Raw genomic sequence first — 24441 nt, forward strand, 5'->3', positions numbered from 1 at the left:
AAAGAGGGTGAAATTATGCAAAAAGAAAAAGAAATACAACAGTTGGTAGACAGCTTAGAAGGATATCTGCATCAAAAAGTCAAGGCGGATCTGCATTATTCAGAATTGTCTAAAATTTTTAAACGTATGAGAAGGTTGGATGAGGAGAGATTCTCCGAATATATTAAGAGGATGCCAACACATATCCTAGGAGATATATTGGAAACATTCAATGAAAGAATGTTAAAGGAAAGTTTGCAGATTTTAAGTCTGAAAAAGATGATCGGAACGATTAAGAAGATGGATTCAGATGACGCAACTGACCTTATGCAGGATATTGAGGAATTGGATGAAGAGTTAGCAGAGAGTATTTTAGCGGGATTAGACAATAAGGAACAGGAAGAAATCCAAAGACTTAAAGGGTATGAGGAAGATGAAGCTGGAGCCTACATGCAGACTGAGTTTTTTGCAGCTAATCATAATGAAACAGTTAGGGAAACCATTGAAAATTTAAGGAAGCTAAAGTACAGTGAGGAGCTGGAGAATGTAAGCAGTGTTTTTATTTTAGGAGATTATAATAATCTGGTAGCTACAGTACAATTAGAAGATATGCTGTTATTTGACTTTGATAAAAGTTTTAAAGAGATAATAAGTAAACGTCCTGAAAAATACAAGCCGAGATATGTAAACGATAAGGAAGATATCGAGAAGGTAGTAATGGAGTTTAAGGAGTATGACCTTCAAGTTGTACCTGTAATAGATAATGATAATTATCTGGTGGGTAGGATAACTGCCGATGATATCTATGACCTTTTACAAGAGATGGCAACGGAACAGATCTATAACCTGGCCGGAGTAGATGACGATGTAGAAGGAGAGAGAAGGGCTATAGATATCTCCAGAAAAAGAGGGAAATGGCAATTTTTAAATATGTGTACAGCTTTCTTTTCAGCTTCTGTTATTGCCAGATACCAGACGACCATAGAAATGTTGCCAGCTCTAGCTGTTCTGATGCCTATAGTTGCCAGTATGGGAGGTAATACAGGTAATCAGGCTCTTACAGTAATGGTAAGACAGATGGCTATGGGTGATGTAGATGATACAAACTGGGATCAGAGTTTGCTAAGAGAGATAATTGTAGCTATTCTAAATGGTCTGATATTTGCAACTCTTGTGGGTCTTGGATCATATATGTGGTTCAAAAATACTAAAATATCTCTGGTTATGTCCTTTGCTATATTTATGAACTTCACAATAGCAGGACTTTGTGGGACTTTGATACCACTGCTATTAAAGAAACTGAAGACGGACCCGGCAGTTGGAAGTTCTATACTTCTAACGATGATTACAGACGCTCTAGGCTTCTTAATCTTCCTGGGGCTAGCTAATCTTTTCATTTTTTAGGTAAAAGTATTAATTTGAGAGAGGTTGGTTATAATAATTATTAAAATTATTAAAAATTTTAATATAGATTCAGTAGTTAAAAATGAGGATTAAGTGATAAAATTATTGACGTTAATATGAATTTTTGAGAGAAACACTATGAAAAATTATTAAGAAAAAAATTATAGAGGATAGAAAAAAATTATTTATTAAGGTTCTTTTGTGTTATAATACACATACTTTGACCTGTTAAGGTCCAATATAATACTAAAAAGAAGGTGCTGTTTTGAATAGAAGAGGACAAAATTTAAATGTATTTTTTAGAAAACTTTTAAAAGATTTTAGAGAAAAATCAAATCTTACACAAAGAGAAGTTGCAGATTTAATTGGGACAGGGCAGGCTAGTGTCTGTAATTTTGAAAATGGGAAAAAAGGAATAACTTTAGATCTTGCAACTAAACTTTTAAATCTCTTTGAAAAAAGATTATTTGTGGTAGATTCTAAAGAAAGAGATCATTCTAAAAGACCTCTTAGAGTTTTTTACCTTGAAAGTATTAAAAATAAATTTTATTTTGATAATTTTGATGAATTTAGAAGATGGTTATTCAAGGATTTCTTAAGTGAATTAATTATAGTTGAAGTAGATTCTAGAAAAGTCTTTGATATTATTAAATTTTATGAGAGGGATTCTAATGGGGATATATTTAATGTCGAAGAACCAACTCTTACAGAGGAAGGAGAAGATTTAGTGGTCATCTCTTTATCTAAAAATATAAAATATAAAAAATAAAAATTAAATTACTTTCTTTTTGGGGGAGAGGAAAAATAGATCCCACAATAGATTAAGATTCCTGTTAACAATCCATGGGTAAATGAATGTAAAACAAAGTAAAAATATCCCATTAGAATAGAAAAAAATAATGTGAGAAAAAGTTTTAGCTTAAATTTAACTGGGAACATATTTTTCACCGCCTTATTATTTTATATAGATGTGCCACCTATTTAAAAATAGGTGGCATTTTTTTAAAATAAAACCTTTACAAATCACTAAATAAATTTTGATTTTAAATTCATATATTATTTGTAGCTTTTTGATTTATGCAGATACTAGAAGGAATTTTATTATTTCTGTTTAAATCTTCCAGTAAAGAATCTCAAGCATGATGGTTCATATACCCATTCTAATCCTTTAATGGTTTCTTTTTTATTGTATAGGTCTATAATAGTCTCTGCGACATAATCCAAATGAGCATACGTATAAACTCTTCTTGGAATAGTAAGTCTGACAGTTTCTAATTTAGGTTTATGATTTTTTCCAGTCACAGCATCTCTTCCTGCTGAGATTATTCCTCTTTCCATTGAACGAACACCGGATTCTACATAGATAGCTGCTGCCAATGCTTGAGCAGGGAATTCTTCTTGGTCTAAATGAGATAAAAATTGTCTGGCATCTAAGAAGATAGCGTGTCCTCCATATGGCTTTACCATAGGAACTCCTCCTTCAGCCAGCTTTTCTCCCAGATATCTGATTTGATTTACCCTATGACTGATATAGTCATAGTTCATAGCTTCTTTGATCCCTATAGCCATAGCTTCCATATCCCTTCCTGCTAACCCTCCATAACTTGGCATACCTTCAAATTGAACTACCATGGCAGTTGCCCGAGTGTATAGATCATCGTCATTTACACACAGAAATCCACCAATATTTGTGATACAATCTTTTTTTCCACTCATTGTACATCCGTCTCCATATGAGAACATCTCATGTACTATATCTTTGATGGAAACATCTGCATATCCTTCCTCTAAATCTTTTATAAAATAAGCATTTTCCACACATCTGGTTGCATCATACATCACAAGAATACCATTTTTATGAGCTAACTCAGAAACTTCTTTGATATTCTGCATAGAAACCGGCTGACCACCAGCTAGGTTTACAGTAACAGCCAGACAGATATACGGAATCTTATCTGCTCCTACTTCATCTATAAGATCCTGGAATTTTTTCAGATCCACATTTCCCTTAAAGTGAACATCTTCCCTGTCAGGGTCATGTGCAGCATCACAGATAACATCTCTAAATTTTGCTCCATTTCTTTCCTGGTGAAATCTAGTCGTCGTAAAATACATATTTCCAGGAACCCAGTCGCCATCTTTAATAGTCAGAGAGGATAAAATATTTTCTGCTCCTCTTCCCTGGTGGGTAGGAATTATATGCTTAAAACCAAAATATTCCCTTACTGTATCCTGGAGATGATAGAAGTTCTTGCTGCCGGCGTAGGCTTCATCCCCCACCATAAGACCTGCCCATTGCTTGTCACTCATGGCGTTGGTTCCTGAATCCGTCAATAGATCCACATAACATTCATTGGATTTTAATAAAAAAGTATTGAATCCAGCTTCTTCAATAGCTTTTTTTCTTTGCTCTTCATTTGGCAAGGTCATAGTTTCCACAGATTTGATTTTAAAGGGTTCTGGCATAAATCTTTTTTTCATAAAAAACCTCCTAAATATATTTTCAAATTTAAAACGATACTAAAAACGATATTTTAATGCATTTTAATTACTGATATAGGTCCTTGATTCTTAATATAGCTCTATTTTTTTTATTTGTCAAGGGTGAAAAAACATTTTTTATTCGTTATTAGTTATAAAAAAATTGCTTTTTGATTTTTTTTGAGGTAAAAACAAAGTATAATAATATTTTTTTTGATATATTATTATACAAAAATATCGTTTCACATTTCAGAGGCTATATTTTTTTATTGTGTTTTGTTGAAAAGGGTGGTGAAGAATATTGAATTATTTGGAAAATGTTGTTAATTTTATCAATGGAATTTTTTGGGGTAAAAACCTTTTAGCTGTTATGTTACTTTCTGTGGGACTTTACTTTACAATTAAAACTCGATTTATGCCGGTGAGATTATTCAAAGAAATGGTTAGAATTATTTTAGAAAAAAATGAATCTAAAGATGAGAATACTGTTTCATCATTTCAGGCTTTTTGTATATCTACGGCATCGAGAATCGGAGCAGGAAATTTGGCTGGAGTCGTTGCGGCTGTTTCTATAGGAGGACCTGGGGCTGTTTTTTGGATGTGGGTTGTTGCACTAGTGGGCTCTTCTTCTGCATTTATCGAAAGTACTCTAGCTCAAATTTATAAGGGAAAAGACCCAAATGGAGGATACAGGGGAGGACCTGCTTACTTTATGGAGAAGGCTTTAAACAAAAGATGGATGGGAATACTTTTTGCAATCTCAGGGCTTATTTGTTGGGCTGGTATAAGTCAGATAGTTTCAAATTCAGTTACCGAATCATTTGAGAATGCTTTTGATATCCCTAGGATCTACAGCGTTTCTATTCTTGTAATATGTGCAGCTGTAGTCATATTTGGAAAAAGTAACAAAACTGCTAGAGTCTTAGATAAATTAGTTCCAATAATGGCAGGAGCTTATGCATTTATTGTTGTTTTCATAATAATAAAAAATATAACTCTTCTCCCTAGTGTACTTATTAGTATTTTTTCAAACGCTTTTGGGATACAGCAGGTCGTTGGTGGTGGACTTGGAGTTGTTATTATTGCAGGGATAAAAAGAGGATTATTCTCCAATGAAGCTGGAAGTGGAAGTGCACCTTGTGCCGCTGCTGCCGCGGAAGTTAGTCATCCTGCCAAACAAGGATTAATACAGTCTTTAGGAGTCTTTATAGACACTCTTGTTATATGCAGTGCAACTGCATTTGTTATCTTACTTGCAGATAAAACAGTTACTCAAGGGAAAACTGGGATGAGCCTTTTACAAGCTGCTATGAGAGACCATCTAGGGGAATTTGGAGTAATATTTATTGCTGTTGTTCTCCTATTATTTGCTTTTAGTACTTTTTTAGGAATACTTTTCTATGCAAAATCAAATGTATCATTCATTATAGAGGGAGAGTTCGCTCAAAACGTTTATAAAACTTTTGCTCTTTTGATGATGTTTGTAGGAGGGTTAAGCCAATATTTATTTGTTTGGGCTCTTGCAGATATGGGGGTAGGGCTCATGACAGTTTTAAATCTTTTTGCTATAGTTCCTCTAGGTAAAATAGCTTTAGATTCTTTGGCTGATTATGAAAAAAATCATATGGATCCTAAGACTGAGACTAAAAAATCTAATGAAATAGAGCAGTCATAACACATTAGGAGTTCACCCAACATAACATAGGGGGAACTCCTTTTTGTTGGTTTTAATACTGAATCGGGGTTATTCTTAGATGAAATACATAGATAAAACATTACGGAGGAAGTACCATGAAAATAAGTTCAGAATCAGAGAAGTTTCAAAACTTTTTAGAATGAGTATAAAAATATTGCAGAATTAGAATACCTCATCTATTTTCAAAGAAAGAAGATTTAGAACTTGCTGTGAGAGAATTTGAGATAAAATTAAAAAAATGAGAATTTATTTAAAAGAAAATTCTCATTTTTTAATGTGATCTATTAAATTTTATTTTTAAGGTTTGGACTTTTATCTACATCATCTCCTAATAATTAAATTTTTTGTAAGATTAAACTATTAAAATATATCTCTTTGCATGAAATATTTTTTTAATAAATTAAAGAAATTTGAATTTGTTTTTTTCATTTTTATTACCTCCAAAATAATTTTTTATTGCTCTCTTTTACAAAATTATTATATCATAACAGCCTTTTTTTGTAATCAAAAAATAGTATTATTTCGTATATAAGTTTTAAATAAAAAAACAAAGTATGATATATGTGGTTCATAATTTAAGCAATAAAAAAAGAGGTTTTCCCTCTTTTTTTATTATATAATGTTTATTCAACGTATTTGTCTAATATTTTTTCAATATTGTTTAGTGAAGACAATGCTTCTTCACATTTCCTAGCCCCCTCTTCCCAAAATGCTTTATATTCGCTGCTGCTTTTAGAAAGTTCTATATGATCTCTTAGATTTGTTTCGATTACCTCTCTTTGCTTGGATATCAAATTTAAATTTACCACCCCTGTAATTCCTATCCCTTCCAAAAAAATTTCATTATTTTCTGCTAAATGTGCTTTTAATACATAGGAAAGATAAATTTCATCTCCTTTCGTTGAAATACCATTGAAAAAAAATGATTTATCAACAATTATTGTTTTTTTTATCTCCAACATAACTTCATCCCCTCCTTGTTTTAAGATATACACATAATTATTATTTAATCCTGTTTTTTTTACAATTTTATAAAAAAAATGTAATAAGACTTTAAAATTTTCAGTATCCTTTTAAAATATATACTTGTTTTAAATATTATAATCCTATAAATCTTTATTATATTCAGTTTTCATTGTAAAAATTGACATATTGGCCTTTTTTATGTTTTCTGCTAAAGAAAAGTTATACCACCTCAGATAAAGGGGGAGGATATTTATTTGACAACCTTAAATTTATAATGAAATATATATTATAGAGTTATTTCAAAATTACCAAAAATAAACTATAAATTTAAAATATGTGCAACATTAATTCCGCAATAAGGGGGGAATAAAATGAAACTTAATTTTGAGAAAAAAGAAAATATTGATATTGTCAGTCTTATTGGAAGACTCGATGGAAATACTGCACCTTCGGCAAAAGATGAGATTATAGAGAAGTTAGATGAGAATACAAGCCTGATTATTAATATGAAAAATTGTGAATATGTGTCAAGTGCAGGTTTGAGAGTTTTGATGATAATAGCAAAAACACTAAAATCAAAGGGTGGGAATGGAGTGCTTGTAGAAATGAACGAAGAAGTCGGTGATGTGATGGAAATGACAGGCTTTGGAAATATTTTCAAATCTTTTAATACTATAGGTGAGGCTTTTGAGTTCTTGCAAAAAGGAGAGTAAAAAATGTTAAGAATAGATGTTTTTCCAACCCACCAACAAGATGGAATAAAGTTTAGAAGAGGTAGAGCATTACCTTTTGGAGCAACCATCGTTCCAGAAGGAGTTAATTTTTCCATATTTTCAAGGTATGCAACCAGCTGTGAATTAGTTTTATTCAAGAGAAAAGAAAAAGAACCCTTTGCAGTAATACCATTTCCTGAAGAATTTAGAATTGGAAATGTCTTTGCTATGACTATTTTTGATCTTGAATTTGAAAATATTGAATACGGATACAGAGTGGACGGGCCGCATAATCCTACAGAGGGGCATCTATACAACAAAGAAAAAATATTGATGGATCCATATGCAAAAGCTGCCGGAGGAAGGGAAATTTGGGGTATAGAACCAGATTGGATTGATCCTTTTCAACATAGATCGAGAATATTTTTTGATGATTTTGAATGGGAGGGTGAAAAACCTCTTGAACTGGATATAAAAGACCTGATTATTTACGAATTACATGTGAGAGGTTATACAAAAGATCCGACTTCAAAGGTAAAGTATCCTGGAACTTATGCTGCTATTATTGAAAAAATACCTTATTTGAAAGAACTGGGAATTAACTGTATTGAACTCCTTCCTGTATTTGAATTTGATGAATTTGAAAATTCAAGGGTTTCAAAGGAAAATGGGGAAAAATTGATGAATTATTGGGGGTATAGTACTGTAGGATTTTTTGCACCAAAAACTGGTTATGCTGCAACAGGCAAGTTTGGAATGGAAGTTGATGAATTGAAAAACCTCGTAAAAGAATTACATAAAAATGGTATTGAAATTATTCTTGATGTTGTCTTTAATCATACAGCTGAAGGGAATGAGAGTGGACCTTATATTTCCTTTAAAGGACATGACAATAAAACTTATTACTTACTGACTCCAGAAGGCCACTACTATAATTTTAGCGGATGTGGAAATACACTAAATTGTAATAATCCCATAGTCAGAAATATGATATTGGATTGTTTGAGGTATTGGGCATCTGAATATCATATCGATGGATTTAGGTTTGACCTTGCGTCTATTCTTTCAAGGGATCAAAATGGGGTACCCATGGCAAATCCACCGCTACTTGAAACACTGGCATTTGATCCGATTTTAGGAAAATGTAAACTTATTGCAGAAGCATGGGATGCTGGTGGTTTGTATCAGGTAGGATCATTTCCTTCTTGGGGAAGGTGGGCAGAGTGGAATGGAAAGTTTAGAGATGATATTCGAAAATTTTTAAAGGGAGATAAACAAGTGGTCAAAGAAGTAATTCAAAGGATTCAGGGATCACCTGATCTATATGGACTGGAAAATAGAGGAACCACTGCTTCTATAAATTTTATCACTTGTCATGATGGATTTACCATGATGGACCTTGTTTCATACAATGAAAAACATAATATTGCAAATGGAGAAGGCAATTGTGATGGAGGGGATGATAATGAAAGCTGGAATTGTGGGTGGGAAGGACCTACAGATGATCCGGATATTAATTTTTTGAGAAAAAAACAAATAAAGAATGCGGTGACATTATTGCTCGTAAGTCGTGGTATTCCAATGTTGCTCTCAGGGGATGAAATTGGGAATACCCAGTTTGGAAATAACAATGCTTACTGTCAGGACAATGAGATTTCATGGTTAAATTGGGATAAAGTAACAGATAATTCTGATCTTTTTTCGTATTTTAAAAATATAATAGCATTTAGAAAAACACATCCTGTTTTAAGGGTTACCAGATTCGACAGCTATCACACTGACACAGGGTATCCTGAAATTTCATGGCATGGAACCAAAGCCTGGGATTATAATTGTGATTCTCTATCGCATACGATAGCAGTGATGTTTTGCGGATCTGCTGAAAAATATAAAACTGAGGAGGATGAATTTATTTATATGGCTATGAATTCCCATTGGAAGATGCATATATTTGAACTTCCAGTGCTTCCAAGGGGGAAATGTTGGTATGTAGCTGCCAATACAGATATGCCCAGTGGAGAAGATTTTTGGACTCAGGGAGAAGAGAAAAAATTAAAAGATCAAAATAAAATCTTAGTGGGGTCTAGATCTGTAATTGTCTTAATTTCAAAAAAGAAGGATTGATTGAGAAAGTAGATAGAATTAGAAAGTTAGAATTCACTTCTGAAAAAAACGATGAAGTTCTCAACTATGTATATATTCTTCTAGAAGTTATTGTTGTTACTGAATTTATTAAAAGGCTAAAATTTTATTGGTAAATTGGTGGGAAATATTGTGTTTATTCTAAAAAAATATATGGTGATAAATATGTCTAAAAAAAAATTCAAGGTAGGTATGGATAACCTCGAAGAGATGATACAGTTTATTCTTTTAGAAACTAAGGCAATAGTTGATAATGGAAAAGTAGATTATCAACTGAGATTAGTTAGCGAAGAAGCATTGATAAACATTATAAATTATGCATACACTAAAGAAAGTGGAGAGCTTAAAATTGATTGCGAAACCATAAACAATGATACGATTCTTATAGAAATAAGTGATACAGGAACTGCCTTCGATCCCCTTCAAAAAGAGGATCCTGATATTACACTGCCCGTAGAAGAAAGAAGGGTTGGGGGACTTGGGATTTTCATAATTAAAAATATTATGGATACAGTTGATTATAAAAGGGAAGGTGGAAAAAATATACTTACTCTGACAAAAAAACTGCTTTAAATTATTTCTTTTATCGATAAGTTGTTTTCTGACCTAAAAAAATCTATATTATTGATGTAAGTATGAAAATTGGAGTTGGTTAAAATGTCTGTAAATAAAATCAATAAAAAAACAATAAAAACAAAAATACTGTCATTATTATTGGGGATGACTTCTATTTCTCTGCTTATATTTTTATTGATTACCAGTATAGATATAAAGGTGAAAGCGAAGGCTTCCTTGAAGTCAAGTAAGGAACTTTGGGAAGGATCCATTTCAAAGAGTAGAAAAATGCTAAGATCGGATACTGAAGGGTATATGCGTGCACTTGTGAAATCTCAGGCTGATCATACTGATTCTTTATTTGACAAAGTAGAATCTGGTATTAATATTATGGGTGAGTATGCAAAAGTTATTTTTTCCGATCCAACTATGTTTAAACATATAGACACATATTATAGTGATGAGGAACCTGAAAATTCTCAGAATGTTTCAGTTGTAACTTTACCTCCGGGGATCTCTAGAAATATTATGAAGGAGCAGATAGATCTTTTGAGTAATATGGATTATGTTTTCAGACCGATCTATTCAAATGATAGTAATTTATTGTCAGTATATATGGGGACAAAGGATGGAGTATATAAAGGCTTCCCCTGGAGGTCGACGATAGCCAGGAGTTATGACCCAAGAAAAAGAGGATGGTATAGAGACGCGCTAAAGACAAAAGAAATCGGGTGGACAACACCATATATAGATGCAACGCCTTTTCCTTCCCGTAATTATGATATAAATAAAAAACTAATTGTGACCTGTTACAAAGCAGTATACGATAATAAGGAAAATTTCATAGGTGTTGTTGCTTCTGATATAACTATTAAATCATTATTAGAAATAATAAATACTCAGGTAGAGGATATAGGGACTGCATATATAATTGACAAAGAGGGTAAAGTAATTGCATATTCAGGAAAAAAAATACAATATACTTATGAAAGTAGTTATAATTTATTGGAAAGTGAGAATGAAGACTATAGAAAAATAATAAAAAAAATGATCTCCGGAAAAACAGGGTTTGATAGATATTATGATAATAATGGCAGAGAAAAAGATTTAGCTTATGCACCGATTTCTAGTACCGGGTGGAGTCTTGCTGTTGAAATTCCAGCGGATAAAATAATTGCCAGTGCAGATATAGTTGGAAATACCTTTGGAAAAATTCATGAACAAACCGATGCTGATATTGACAGGGCAGTTAACAGTGCCCAGATAAATATGGTGATTGCATATCTAATAATAATAATAATAATAATATTTATCGGAAGAAAAATGTCCGATAAACTCTCAAACCCAATTATTGAACTTACAAATTATGTGGAACTTATAGGAACAGGGAATCTGGATCATAATATTAAAATTAATACAGGTGATGAGATACAGGTCCTTTCTGAGTCATTTAATAAAATGACAAAGGATCTCAAATTATATATACATGAATTAAAGGAGACAACTGCAGCTAAAGAAAAAATTGAAAGTGAACTTGAAATTGCAAAAAGAATACAAGTAAGTATGCTTCCAAGAATTTTTCCCCCTTTTCCTGCTAGAAAAGAATTTGATATTTTTGCCAGTATGGAACCAGCAAAAGAAGTTGGAGGAGATTATTATGATTTCTTTTTAATCGACGAAAATAAGCTTTGTTTTTCTATTGCAGACGTATCCGGTAAAGGAGTACCTGCTTCATTATTTATGGTTATTGCTAAAACCTTAATGAAAAATGAAGCTTTAAGAGGGATTTCTGCCGAGGAGATATTATTTAATGTAAATAATATGCTTGTAGAAGATAATGATGAATGCTTATTTGTTACAGCGTTTATTTGTATATTAAATATAGAAACAGGAGAAGTAGAGTATTCAAATGCAGGTCATAATCCACCGTTAATCTGTAGAAAAGGTCAACATGAATATGAGTATTTATCTTTGGAAAAGAACTTTGTTATTGGAGGAATACCGGGATTTGAATTCAAGAGAGCAAATTTAAAACTTGAAAATGGAGATGTTTTATACCTCTATACTGATGGTGTAACAGAAGCGATGAATAAAGACAATAAACAATATTCTGAAAGGAGGCTTAAAAAAGTATTGTCGGAGATGAAAAAAGATAAGAGAGAGGTATATAATATTGAAAAAATAATTAAAGAGGATATTAAAGGATTTGTTGATGGAGCAGAACAATCTGATGATATTACAATGGTTATACTAAAATATAACGGGAATGTATAAAAAGATATCATTTTCGTTAGAAACAGAGTAAATATGGGAAATTAATTTGCATTAATATAAAAACCATGATATACTCATTTTGTCGTACTAACTGGGGAGCTAGCGGTGCCTTGTAATCTACAATCCGCTTTAGTAGAGGTGAAGTCGACCTGAGGATCAATCTGTCATAGCAGGTCCTTTTAGAAGATGTTGAGAGTAAAGTCCTATACGGCGAAATGCCAGTGAACCGTGTCAGATCCGGAAGGAAGCAGCACTAAGTTGGTTATTTTGGGTGTTATAGGGTAGCTTTGTTTGAGTTTTCTGATTGGGTGCCGTGTGGTTGGAATGTTTTCGAAGGTCGATGTACGGCCCTTTTTTTTTACCCAAAAATATAAATATTTTATTTACGAGAGATAAAATTATTGTTTTTAATATAAAAACGCCATAGTTTTTCTTTGTACTCTTTTGCATATTCTATTCCAATTCTTCTGCAGTCGACTATGAATTTTGGTTTATAGCCGTCATCTTCTATCCATAAATTTTCCTGAGTCGTCAAGTCACAGGCATTGTCGTTTATACTTATATTAAATGCCTGGCATAATTTCCCAGGTCCGTTTAAAAGTTCACGATCTGTTTTTGGATTTCTGTTTTCATACATGAATTCTATACCATCTAATGGTTCTAAAGCTCTGATTAAAACAGCATGTGGAATACCTTTACGGTTTGCAACGACATTAAAGCAGGCATAGATGCCGTATATGAGGTAAACATAGGAGTAACCCCCTTCCATAAACATGGTTTTTGTTCGTTTTGTTAATTTGTTATTATATGCATGGGAAGCTCTGTCTTTAGGAGCAAGATATGCTTCTGTTTCTACAATTCTACCTCTCATGATATTTTTTCCTGTCTTTTTGACGAGAACCTTTCCCAAAAGCTCCCTTGCCAGTGAATGTCCATCCCGGATATAAAAAAATTTATTTAAAACCACTGCCTTTTTCAATTTGTTCACCCCTTTTTATTTTTTACTTACTGCATAAAATCATCTTTCCTTCTCCTGTACTTTTTTTAATCTGTTTTGGTTATTTAAATAAAAGGATTTTTTATTGTTATTTTGAAATATCTATATAGTAGATGTTGAGTTTAGCATAGACGTTAAATTAAATAATAATCTTAAAAAGGGGGGGAGAATGATGCAAAGAGAAAAGAATAAAAATCCAGAGAATTCAAAGATATATCTTATAGGGAGTGGGATAGCATCCTTAGCAAGTGCAGTTTATTTAATAAAAGATGCTGAGGTACCCGGACAAAATATCCATATATTGGAGCAGGATAATATTTTAGGAGGGGCCCTTGATGGTATAGGAGATCCAGAAAAAGGATTTATTATTCGTGGGGGAAGGATGCATGAGGAGCATTTTGAATGTTATTGGGATCTTTTATCTAATATACCATCCTATGATGACCCAAATATTTCTGTTAAAGATGAATCCTTTGAATTTAGTTCTAAATTTGTTTCAAATGCAAAAGCTCGCCTGCTTAAAAATGGAGAAAAAATGGATCTCACATCTTTCGGACTTTCATTAAAAGAAAAGATTGCTTTATTAAAGTTGACACTTACACCTGAAAAGTTAATAGATAATAAACGAATTGAAGACTGGTTTGAAGATGAATTTTTTGAAACCAATTACTGGAAACTATGGACAACGATGTTTGCGTTTCAAAAATGGAGTAGTTTAGCAGAGATGAGGCGTTACATGAGACGTTTTATACATCTGGTAGATGGGCTGCCTAGACTTGGAGGGATTATGCGTACTAAGTATAATCAATATCAATCGGATGTTATACCCCTTAAACGATATCTTCACGAAAGGGGAGTTCAGTTTGAGATGGAAAAACAGGTCGTAGATATTGACTTTAATATTTCTGCTGACGGGAAAAAAGCTCAGGTTTTACATGTTTTTGATAAAAATAGAAAAAAAGATGAGATTATCTTGAAGGAAAATGATTATGTATTTATAACTAATGGTTCTATCACAGAAAGCACGGACAATGGTTCTTGGACAAAACCTCCAGTTTTAAAAAATAAATCAACTTCAGGGTCATGGATGCTTTGGGAAAAAATAGCAAAAAAAGACAAAGAATTTGGTAACCCGGGAGTTTTTAGTGATAATATCGATTTACAGAAATGGTATTCATTTACTGCCACACTGAAAGATAAAACATTTCATGATTATATGGAAAAATTTTCTGGGAACATAGACGGAACTGGCGGTTTGGTAACTATGACAGATTCTAACTGGTTGATGTCAATTGTAATTGCCCGTCAGCCGCATTTTTCCAATCAACCGGAGGACGTAAAGATTTTCTGGGGATATGGTTTATACCCTGACAAAGTGGGGAATTATATAAAGAAAAAAATGTCTGAGTGTAACGGTGAGGAGATCCTTGAAGAATTATGGTATCATCTAAAAATTCAAGACCTAATGAAACCTATTGTAAATTCAGGGTTAGTTAATTGTATTCCAGTAGCTATGCCGTTTATCGACAGTTTATTCATGCCCCGTGCAAGGGGGGATCGTCCTAAGGTGTTGCCGGAAGGAGCAAAAAACTTCGCTTTTTTAGGGCAGTTTACAGAACTTCCAAAAGATTGTGTGTTTACAGTTGAATACTCTGTCCGATGTGCACAAACGGCAGTTTACGGGCTCTTTGAAACTGGAAAAGAAGTATTGCCTGTTTATGATTCAATTAATAAGCCACAGGTACTGATAAAAGCTATGAAAGCAATAAGCAGGTAGGCAAATTATAGAAAGTGATTTAAAATAACCCAGTTTTTAGGTATTGAAATAAAAAGTCAATGGGAATCCATTGGCTTTTTAATATAAATTGGAGTAAATTTAAGATTTGTATTATAATATATTAACTAAAAACAACTCTATATGGAGGAGGGAAGATGTATAGAATATTAAAAGGAAAAACGTTAGAAAAATTTACAGAAAGATTAAAAGGGTTGAATCCTGATATTATGATAGATTCAGATGATAGGGCATTTATAATCTTATTCGAAGAAGAAATTATAGGGTATGCCGTATTGGGAAAAGATAAAATTTTGAAGGATATATTCATTAAAGAAGAACGAAGGTATAGTTCTTTTGGAACCAGGTTAATAGAATTTATTAAAAATTATCTCTCTGCTAAGGGAGTAGATGAGGTATATTTAGACAGATATTTAGAAAATGCCATATTTTTTAAAAAGGTGGGCTTCAAAGAGTGGTCTGGAAACCTATATAAAATAGATGGTCTTACAGCCAGGGAAAAAAGAAAGAGGGACGGGGTAAGAAGTACTGTCCTGTCTATTGGAATCAATATGTTTTTAGCAGGGATAAAGATATTTTTTGGGATGCTTGGAAAAAGTAAGGCCTTGGTAGCCGATGGATTTCATTCTGTTTCAGATATAGTAGGATCTGTAGTAGTTTTAGTAGGGATATATTTGGGAAACAAGCCGGCAGATGAAGACCATCCCTATGGGCATGGGAAATTAGAGAGTATAGCCGGGAATATAATCGGTGTAATACTGGTGATTACTGCATATAGTTTGATTATGGAGAATGTACTGGATTATATGCGGGAAACAGTGCGTCTGATTCCAGAGAATATAACCTTGGTTATTGTGCTTATTTCCATAGCTGTTAAGTATGTATTGTATAGATATAAATATAATATAGGGGTTAGAATAAAAAATGATGCTGTTTTAGCCGATGCCAGGGAGCATAAGAGTGATGTATTGTCTTCTGTAGGAGTTTTAGTAGGGATATTACTGTCGATCTATGTAAATCCAATATTTGACCTCCTGCTCAGTATAGTGGTAGGTCTGATCATCGGTAAGGAAGGATTACATATAATTTTTCAGACTTCTAATAATTTAATGGATATACAGGACAGAAAATTAATAGAAGAGGTAGACAGATATGTAAATTCATTTGGATATATAGAAAATGCTCATGATATAAGGATGAAAACATCGGGAAATATGGTCTATCTCTCGTTGCATATTAGATTAGATGGGAAGATGACTATTCATGAGGGACACGAACTATCTGATGATATAAAATACTCCATCTTAAATAGATTTGAAGATGTAGGGGATGTAACAATCCATATGGATTGTACCATATAAAATTTTAATTGAAATAGATCAATTGTAAGGTCTGTTTTACGATAAATTGAAATAGAAAAAGAGATATGATATACTTTAAAAGAGTGTAAAAAAGAGTGTAGGGTGTGAATTATGAGTATATTAAACGGATTGAATAATGAACAGAGAAAAGCAGCAGAAAAAATAGATGGACCACTACTGATCTTAGCAGGAGCAGGAAGCGGGAAGACAAGAACGGTTACATATAGAATAGCTCATATGGTGCTGGAAAAAAGTATCAGTCCATATAAGATCCTGGCTGTAACATTTACAAATAAGGCTGCTAAAGAAATGAGAGAAAGGGTAGAGAGTTTAATCGGCTTAGATGCTAAGAAGGTTATGGTCTCTACATTTCATTCATTTGGAGTCAGACTGCTCAGGGTATATGCTACAAAATTAGGTTATGATGCTAATTTTAATATCTATGATGCAGATGATCAGAAAAAATTAGTAGGCAGACTGATGAAGGAACTGGTAGTGACTAATAAGCAGTTAACACCAGCATCTGTAGTTTCTAAAATATCTAAATATAAGGAAGACGGAGAGGAACCGGCAGACGTATCTAAAGATGTTTATAATGCCGATACAAGAGTTGTAGCAGCTGTATATGAAAAATATGCTGAGGAACTTATAAAAAATAACGCTATGGACTTTGCCGATCTACTTATAAATACCAATAAATTATTGGATGACCCGGAAGTCTTAGAGAAGATACAGGGTAGATATGAATATGTAATGGTAGACGAATACCAGGATACCAACAATATTCAGTATCAGATAATAACCAAGATAGCTAAAAAACATAAAAATATATGTGTGGTTGGAGATGAAGACCAGAGTATATATGGATTTAGAGGAGCCAACATAAGAAATATTCTGGATTTTGAGAAGGAATATAAAGATGCTATGGTAGTAAAATTAGAGCAAAATTATAGATCAACTCAGAATATATTGGGAGCTGCAAACAGTATTATTAAATTAAATACAACTTCCAGAGGTAAAAATCTCTGGACTGAGAAGGAAAAAGGTCACTTGATTGAGATTTTTTCTGCATCAGATGGAAGAGCAGAGGCAGATTATATATTACAGGAGATCATAAAGGGGAAAAATAACGGTAGATCATATAAAGATTATACTGTTTTATACAGAACCAATGCACAGTCAAGGGTATTTGAGGAAGCTTTTTTAAGACATAGAATAAGCTATAAAATATTTGGCGGGATGCAGTTCTATCAGAGGGTAGAAGTAAAGGATATACTTTCTTATATGAGAGTAATAAATAACCCTAAAGATACTGTTAGTTTATTTAGGATAATCAATGTTCCAAAAAGAAAAATTGGAGCAAAAACCATTGAAAAAATCAGAGATTTTGCCGATGAAAATGAGATAATATTCTTTGAAGCCATGGGTAGGATAGAGGAAACTAAACTAGGATCAGCTATAAAAGTAACTGTACTTAGACTGTATGAGATGTTAAAAAATATAATGGAAGAAAGCCAATTTCTAACAGCCTCAGAGATATATGATATGATCTTAGAGGGAACTAATTATATGAACTATTTAACTACTTACGATGAAAAATTTGAAGCGAGAATGGATAATGTAAGGGAACTTCGAACTTCGATACAGGAGATGGAAGATTCAGAACAATATGAAGGTTTCATAAGTGTAGGAGAATTTTTAGAACAAACTGCATTGGTAGCAGCTACAGACGATTTAGAAGAAGATACAGACTATGTAAAATTAATGACAATTCATAACTCTAAAGGGTTAGAGTTTCCAATAGTTTTCCTAGTAGGGATGGAAGATGAATTATTTCCTAGTTCTAAAGCTGATTTTTCCGATGAGGATCTAGAGGAAGAGAGAAGGCTCTGCTATGTAGCTATAACCCGTGCTGAGGAAAAATTACATATCTCCCATGCATCTGAAAGGATGGTATATGGAAGAATTTCATATATGAGAGATCCATCCAGGTTTTTAAAGGAAATAGATGACAGGTATGTGGATTATATAAATAAAGCAAAGGTTGCTCCTAAAAAGAAGGAAAGCAAATTAGGAGGGTTAAACTTAATCACAAAAGCAGACTTTAAAGTGGATGAAAAATCACCCTTTAAAATTGGTGAAAGGGTAACCCATAAGAAGTTTGGTACTGGGATTATAAAAGACGTAGAAGCAGGGAAGAGACTTGTAATTAGATTTAGAGATGGGGATAAAAAACTGCCATTGGTTCTAGCTGAAAAGTTTTTAATAAAAGAATAAAAAACTACAATGAAAAATGCTGCAGGGAGAGAAAATATGAGAAGAAAAACCATTGCGAAAGAGATAACCTATGAGGGGATAGGTCTTCATAAGGGTGAAATGATAAAGATAAAATTAATACCGGTTACAGAGAAAACTGGAATTATATTTAAAAGGATAGATCTAAAAAAGGGAGAGAATGAGGTAATAATGAACTTAGAAAATACCTTTGATCTGACTCGTGGAACAAATTTAAAAAATAAATATGATGCCAAAATTCATACTATCGAACATTTTTTATCGGCATTAGCCATATTTGAAATAACAGACTTAATGGTAGAAATAGATGGTAATGAATTGCCCATTGGAGACGGGAGTGCCAAAATATTCGGGGAATTAATAAGAGATACAGGAACTTGTGATTTAGATTCTGAGATAGAGGAGCTGGTGATAAAAGAGCCGGTATACCTGACTAAAGGTGACAAGCATGTTGTAGGATTACCCTACGATGGATTTAAAATAACCTATACAATAAAATTTGATCATACATTCTTAAAAACACAGATGTTGGAGATAGATCTTAATCAAGAAAATTATTTGAAGGAGATAGCACCAGCAAGAACCTTTGGGTTTGACTATGAGGTAGAGTATTTGAGGAAAAATAACCTGGCTCTAGGGGGAACTTTAGAGAATGCCATAGTAATCAATAAAAATGGTGTGGATAACCCTGGTGGTCTTAGGTTTGAAGATGAATTTGTAAGACATAAAATTTTGGACATAATAGGTGATTTGAAAGTGATCAATAGACCTATAAAAGGTCATATAATTGCTATAAAAGCAGGACATGCACTGGATATAGAATTTGCAAAATTATTAACTAAATAATTAAATAAATAGGAGTGATTAAAAAATGATGAATATAGCTGAGATAAAAAAGAGAATACCACATAGATATCCGTTTTTATTGGTAGATAGAGTAACAAAAATTGGTGAAAATACTTTGGAAGCTTACAAAAATGTAAGTGTAAATGAGGAGTTCTTCAATGGACATTTCCCAGATTATCCAATCATGCCAGGAGTATTAATAGTAGAAGGAATGGCTCAAGCACTTGGATTATTAGTAAATGCAGATGATGAACCTATTACACCTCTTTTTGCCTCAATTGAAAGTGCAAAATTTAAAAAACCTGTAGTACCTGGAGATAGATTAGTATATGAAGTGGAAGTTATAAAAGCTAAAAGATCTATAGTAAAAGGTAGAGGAGTAGCAAAAGTAGATGGAGAGGTAGTAGCCACAGCAGATCTAATGTTTGCTATTATGAAAAAGTAGGGAGGAAGTTCATGGCTAACATACATAAAACCGCAATCATTGGGGAGGGAGCTGTACTTGGTAAAGGTGTAGAAATAGGTCCCTATAGTATCATTGGTAGCGAAGTAGTAATAGGGGATAATACCATAATTGAATCCCATGTTGTAATAGACGGAATTACTATAATAGGTAAAAATAATAAGATCTACTCATATGCTTCCATAGGAAAGGAGTCGCAAGACCTTAAATATAAAGGGGAACCTACTAAGACCATAATAGGTGACAACAATAAAATAAGGGAGTTTGTAACTATTCATAGGGGAACAGATGACAAGTGGGAAACTGTAATAGGAAGTAATAATCTGCTTATGGTATATGTACATGTAGCCCATGATGTAATCATAGGAGATAACTGTATTTTGGCTAACAATGTAACTTTAGCAGGACATGTAACTGTAGGAGATTTTGCAATTATAGGCGGATTAACACCGATACATCAATTTTGTAACATAGGGGCTCACAGTATGACTGGAGGAGGATCCTTGATAGTTCAAGATGTACCACCGTATATTTTAGCAGAGGGATCTCGTGCAGTAGCTCGTGGATTAAATAGTGTAGGCCTTTCCAGAAGAGGTTTTTCAAAGGAAGATATATCTATATTAAAAAAAGTATATAGGTTAATATTTAGATCTAAGATGTTATTGAAGGATGCTTTAGCTGAGATAGAGGAAACATATGGTGAAAATGAGTGTGTAAAAAACTTTTTAGAATTTGTTAAAAACAGTAGTAGGGGGATTATCAAATAATGGAGAAGATAGCTGTTATTGTAGGAAATGGAGAACTTCCGGTAAAATTTTTAGAATCTGCTAAAGAATATGGAATAGATCCATATCCAATAGGGCTATTTGATACAGTATCTGATAAGGTCAAGTCCCATCATAATTATGTAGAGATGAATATAGGTGAGATGAAAAAAATTCTCCTATATCTATTGACTAATAATATCGAAAAGATGGTTATGCTGGGAAAGGTAGAAAAAAAATTACTGTTTAATGATCTTCAGTTAGATGAAGTAGGAGAGGAACTTCTAAAGAGGATGCCTGATAGAAAAGATGAAACTCTATTATTTGGTGTGATCTCTCTATTTAGATTAAATGGTATAAAAGTACTGCCTCAAAATCATCTTATGAAAGATATGATGTTCTCTGAAAGAGTATATACAAAAACTATTCCTAACGAAGATGAAAATAAAACTATAAAAATAGGTATAGAGGGGGCCCGGGCTCTCTCTATTATAGATGCAGGCCAGTGTGTGGTCTGTAAGGATGGTTCTATTATTACCCTGGAGGGTATAGAGGGAACCGACAAGACTATTGAAAGGGCCTATGAATATGCAGGGGATAACTGTATCCTGGTAAAGATGGCCAGGCCTCAGCAGGATATGAGGGTAGATATACCAGCCATTGGTTTGGATACCATAAAAAAAATAATATCTATCGGTGGAAAGGGTATAGTTGCAGAAGCTGACAGGATGTTATTTTTAGATAAAGAAGAGTGTATAAAATTAGCAAATGACAATAGCATTTTCATTGTAGGAGTTAGGGTATAGAGGAGGGACAGTATGAAGTATTTTGTTTCGACAGGTGAGATCTCAGGGGATCTTCACCTATCATATCTTGTAAATGCAATGAATAAAATTGACAACAATGCCAGTTTTTTTGGAGTAGCAGGTAAACATTCCAAAGAAGCTGGTGTTACTGTTATACAGGATATAGATGAACTGGCTGTAATGGGGATTTGGGAAGCCCTAAAAAAATATAAATTTTTAAAGAATAAAGTCTATGAATATATAGAGTTTATTAAAAAAGAGAAGATCAAAAAAGTAATCTTAGTAGATTATGGAGGATTTAATCTGAAATTTATGGAACTTCTGAAAAAACATGTAGAGGATGTAGAGATATACTATTATATACCGCCTAAAGTTTGGGTTTGGGGAGAAAAACGTGTTGAAAAATTAAGACATGTAGATCATATAGTGGTTATATTTCCATGGGAAGTGGATTTTTATAAGAAACACGGAATAGATGTAGTCTATTACGGAAATCCATTTTTAGATATCTACAAGCGGATAGATCAGAGGGGAGAGAAGATCCTTTTACTTCCTGGAAGCAGAAAAAAAGAGGTACAGAAGCTACTTCCTGTAATGATGGAAGTTGTGGAAAGATCTGCGAATGAAAACTTTATATTAAAATTAGCCAAAAGGGATCATTTAAAGTGGGTAGACTTGGATATAAACAGATATAAAAACTTAGAGGTTGTAGATGATTTATCTCTTAAAGATGTAGTAAAACAATCTAAATATGCCATAGCAGCTTCAGGAACGGTAATATTGGAATTGGCACTCTTGGGTTTACCGGGAGTTGTAATCTATAAGATCGACAGACTGAGCGGACTGATAGCAAAATATATACTAAAATTAAAATATGTCTCTCTGCCGAACTTAGCTTTGGATAGGGAAGTTTATAGAGAACTCCTCCAGGGAGAATGCAATAGAGATAACATCCTAGGTGCTATACAAAATATAGAAGATAACAGGGAATATTTTGAGGAGCAGATAAGTGAAATAATAGAAAAACTAGGCGGAAATAATATAATAGAAAAGTACGCTAAATTCTTTTTGAAAGGAAAATAATATGAATAAAGTAAAATTAAAAGTTCAAAAAACATCATTAAAAAAGATGGTTGATTATGGAATGCACTATAAATACAGGTTTGTATTTATAGTGATACTTTCTTTAATAGTAGGTTTAACAAAGGCATTGCCCGCATGGTTATCTAAATCTTTGATGGATGATGTACTCATAGCAAAAGATATGAAAAGATTGTTGTTGGTGTCTGGTGGTTTAGTAATTGCAACTGTTATAAAGGGTTTTTCCATGTACTATAAGGAAACTTTTTCCTCCTATACAACGAGGCTGGTAGTCAGGGATATCCAGCAGGATATCTACAGACATCTTCATAAATTAAGTCATTCTTATTTTGATAAAACTCCCCAGGGGGAGATAATGGCAAGGATCAGTGGAGATGCAGGAAACCTAGGTAAGATCGGGTTTATGATATTTCAGATCCTGCCGGAATTTTTGACTATAACAGTACTTCTCATAGGATTATTTAGGATTGATATGGTATTAGCTTTAATGACCTTAATTTTGTTACCTGCGATGATGATGATTTTAAAAAAAATCTTGAAAAAAATCAAGAGAACTGCCAGAAAAAGACAGGATCAACGGGGGGAATTAAATTCTCTTATCCAGGAATCTCTGTCTGGGATCAGAGTTGTAAAAGCATTTGCGACTGAGCAGGATGAGATAAAAAAATATGAAGAAAAAAATATGGAAGTACTAAATACTGAGTATAGAAATAAGAAGGTAGAGGCCAGAATTTCACCTATAAATGAAGTTGTAACGATTACTTTAACTGTAGGAGTACTTCTTTACGGTGGAAATAAAGTTATAGTTGATTCCAGCTTTACAGCTGGTGACCTTGTTTCGTTTTTAACTTCACTGGGACTTATGTTTGAGCCCCTTAAAAAAGTGATTAAAAGAGGGAGTGAGCTGATGTCCATCATGCCATCAGCTGACAGAGTAATGGAGCTGTTGGAGGAAATACCGGAAGTAGTGGAGAAAGAGAGCGCTGCAGACTATGGAGATCTTTCACCTAAGGTAAAATTTAAGGATTTAAAATTTAGATATGGTAAAGATTTGGATTATGCTATAGACGATATTAATTTTGAAGCAAATGCCGGAGAGATCGTGGCACTAGTAGGTAGAAGTGGAAGTGGAAAAACTACCCTGGTAAATCTGATTCCCAGGTTTTATGAAGTTGAAGATGGTTCTATAACTATAGATGGGATGGATATAAGAGATCTGAAAGTGAAAGAATTAAGAGATCATATAGGGATAGTTCCCCAAGAAACATTCTTATTTAGCGGTACTATCTATTCTAATATATTATATGGTGCAGGAAGAGAAGTGACGAAAGAGGATGTTATAAATGCCGCTAAGATGGCTAATGCCCATAACTTCATAATAGAGTTTGAAAATGGATATGACCAGGAAGTAGGAGAAAGAGGAACATTACTATCAGGCGGTCAAAAACAAAGGATAGCTATAGCTCGTGCACTCCTAAAAAATCCGGAGATTATGATCCTGGATGAAGCTACATCTGCTCTGGATACAGAGTCTGAAAGACTGGTTCAAGACGCTCTGGAAAAATTAATGGTGGGAAGAACAACATTTGTAATAGCCCATAGATTGTCTACAATAGTCAATGCAGACAAGATCGTAGTTATGGATAAAGGAAAGATAGCAGAGGCAGGAAGCCATGAGGAGCTATTAGCCCATGGTGGGATCTATAAAAAGCTATATGAAACACAATTTGGAGAGGAATAAACTTTTCATTCTTTTTTGTGGGAGATTAATCAAGGATTAAAATAATATGAGGTTATTTTATA

The 24441-nt window shown here is 33.2% G+C and carries 19 protein-coding genes and 1 other RNA gene; 17 read left to right on the forward strand and 3 right to left on the reverse strand.

What is annotated here, in order from left to right; translation table 11 throughout:
- Window positions 1-15 precede the first annotated feature (15 nt).
- Both mgtE and NRK67_11215 read left to right on the forward strand, forming a co-directional pair.
- A complete protein-coding gene (gene mgtE / locus NRK67_11210; protein ID UUV17857.1) occupies window positions 16-1383 on the forward strand; it encodes a magnesium transporter in 1368 nt (455 codons plus the stop codon).
- A 265-nt stretch (window positions 1384-1648) separates the two neighbouring features.
- Window positions 1649-2152: a helix-turn-helix transcriptional regulator gene (locus tag NRK67_11215; GenBank protein ID UUV17858.1), complete on the forward strand. Its 504-nt coding sequence runs from the start codon at window positions 1649-1651 to the stop codon at window positions 2150-2152.
- A gap of 332 nt (window positions 2153-2484) precedes the next feature.
- Here the strand turns inward: NRK67_11215 and NRK67_11220 are convergent, their stop codons facing one another.
- Entirely contained in the window at window positions 2485-3864 is a 1380-nt protein-coding gene (locus NRK67_11220) for a tyrosine phenol-lyase (GenBank protein ID UUV17859.1), read from the reverse strand.
- 301 nt (window positions 3865-4165) lie between these two features.
- Here NRK67_11220 and NRK67_11225 point away from each other — a divergent pair, with 301 nt between their 5' ends.
- Window positions 4166-5539 carry an alanine:cation symporter family protein gene (locus tag NRK67_11225; protein UUV17860.1) on the forward strand — a complete coding sequence of 458 codons (1374 nt, stop codon included), beginning with the start codon at window positions 4166-4168 and terminating at the stop codon, window positions 5537-5539.
- 644 nt (window positions 5540-6183) lie between these two features.
- Here the strand turns inward: NRK67_11225 and NRK67_11230 are convergent.
- Window positions 6184-6522 carry a hypothetical protein gene (locus NRK67_11230; GenBank protein UUV17861.1) on the reverse strand — a complete coding sequence of 113 codons (339 nt, stop codon included), beginning with the start codon at window positions 6520-6522 and terminating at the stop codon, window positions 6184-6186.
- Window positions 6523-6897: 375 nt separating this feature from the next.
- Between NRK67_11230 and NRK67_11235 the strand changes: the two genes are divergently transcribed.
- The 5 genes from NRK67_11235 to ffs all read left to right on the forward strand — a co-directional run bounded on the left by NRK67_11235 (window position 6898) and on the right by ffs (window position 12558).
- Window positions 6898-7239 carry an STAS domain-containing protein gene (locus NRK67_11235; GenBank protein ID UUV17862.1) on the forward strand — a complete coding sequence of 114 codons (342 nt, stop codon included), beginning with the start codon at window positions 6898-6900 and terminating at the stop codon, window positions 7237-7239.
- Window positions 7240-7242: 3 nt separating this feature from the next.
- Entirely contained in the window at window positions 7243-9363 is a 2121-nt protein-coding gene (gene glgX / locus NRK67_11240; protein UUV17863.1) for a glycogen debranching protein GlgX, read from the forward strand.
- A 171-nt stretch (window positions 9364-9534) separates the two neighbouring features.
- Window positions 9535-9954: an ATP-binding protein gene (locus NRK67_11245; GenBank protein UUV17864.1), complete on the forward strand. Its 420-nt coding sequence runs from the start codon at window positions 9535-9537 to the stop codon at window positions 9952-9954.
- Window positions 9955-10038: 84 nt separating this feature from the next.
- Window positions 10039-12210 (forward strand): SpoIIE family protein phosphatase, encoded by a 2172-nt coding sequence (locus tag NRK67_11250; GenBank protein UUV17865.1) that lies wholly within the window; start codon window positions 10039-10041, stop codon window positions 12208-12210.
- An 82-nt stretch (window positions 12211-12292) separates the two neighbouring features.
- Window positions 12293-12558: signal recognition particle sRNA large type (gene ffs, locus NRK67_11255), an RNA gene on the forward strand.
- 31 nt (window positions 12559-12589) lie between these two features.
- Here ffs and NRK67_11260 read toward each other — a convergent pair.
- A complete protein-coding gene (locus NRK67_11260) occupies window positions 12590-13189 on the reverse strand; it encodes a DNA-3-methyladenine glycosylase (GenBank protein UUV17866.1) in 600 nt (199 codons plus the stop codon).
- Window positions 13190-13379: 190 nt separating this feature from the next.
- Here NRK67_11260 and NRK67_11265 point away from each other — a divergent pair, with 190 nt between their 5' ends.
- The 9 genes from NRK67_11265 (at window position 13380) to NRK67_11305 (ending at window position 24379) form a co-directional block, all read left to right on the forward strand.
- Entirely contained in the window at window positions 13380-14984 is a 1605-nt protein-coding gene (locus tag NRK67_11265) for an oleate hydratase (protein ID UUV19927.1), read from the forward strand.
- Between the two features lie 155 nt (window positions 14985-15139).
- Window positions 15140-16363, forward strand: a complete 1224-nt coding sequence (locus NRK67_11270; GenBank protein ID UUV17867.1) for a GNAT family N-acetyltransferase — start codon at window positions 15140-15142, stop codon at window positions 16361-16363.
- 111 nt (window positions 16364-16474) lie between these two features.
- Window positions 16475-18640 (forward strand): UvrD-helicase domain-containing protein, encoded by a 2166-nt coding sequence (locus tag NRK67_11275; GenBank protein ID UUV17868.1) that lies wholly within the window; start codon window positions 16475-16477, stop codon window positions 18638-18640.
- A gap of 36 nt (window positions 18641-18676) precedes the next feature.
- Window positions 18677-19504: a UDP-3-O-acyl-N-acetylglucosamine deacetylase gene (lpxC, locus tag NRK67_11280; GenBank protein UUV19928.1), complete on the forward strand. Its 828-nt coding sequence runs from the start codon at window positions 18677-18679 to the stop codon at window positions 19502-19504.
- A 25-nt stretch (window positions 19505-19529) separates the two neighbouring features.
- Complete coding sequence (gene fabZ, locus NRK67_11285) at window positions 19530-19949, forward strand: 3-hydroxyacyl-ACP dehydratase FabZ (protein UUV17869.1); 420 nt, start codon at window positions 19530-19532, stop codon at window positions 19947-19949.
- 11 nt (window positions 19950-19960) lie between these two features.
- The gene (lpxA, locus tag NRK67_11290) at window positions 19961-20734 is read left to right on the forward strand and encodes an acyl-ACP--UDP-N-acetylglucosamine O-acyltransferase (GenBank protein ID UUV17870.1); all 774 of its coding nucleotides are present in this window, start codon (window positions 19961-19963) and stop codon (window positions 20732-20734) included.
- The gene (gene lpxI / locus NRK67_11295; protein UUV17871.1) at window positions 20734-21537 is read left to right on the forward strand and encodes a UDP-2,3-diacylglucosamine diphosphatase LpxI; all 804 of its coding nucleotides are present in this window, start codon (window positions 20734-20736) and stop codon (window positions 21535-21537) included. The genes lpxA and lpxI overlap by 1 nt, the downstream gene beginning before the upstream one ends.
- A 12-nt stretch (window positions 21538-21549) precedes the next feature.
- Entirely contained in the window at window positions 21550-22620 is a 1071-nt protein-coding gene (lpxB, locus tag NRK67_11300) for a lipid-A-disaccharide synthase (protein ID UUV17872.1), read from the forward strand.
- 46 nt (window positions 22621-22666) lie between these two features.
- Entirely contained in the window at window positions 22667-24379 is a 1713-nt protein-coding gene (locus tag NRK67_11305; protein UUV19929.1) for an ABC transporter ATP-binding protein/permease, read from the forward strand.
- Window positions 24380-24441: the final 62 nt, after the last annotated feature.

The sequence above is a fragment of the Fusobacteria bacterium ZRK30 genome (assembly GCA_024628785.1).
GTDB lineage: Bacteria > Fusobacteriota > Fusobacteriia > Fusobacteriales > Fusobacteriaceae > Psychrilyobacter.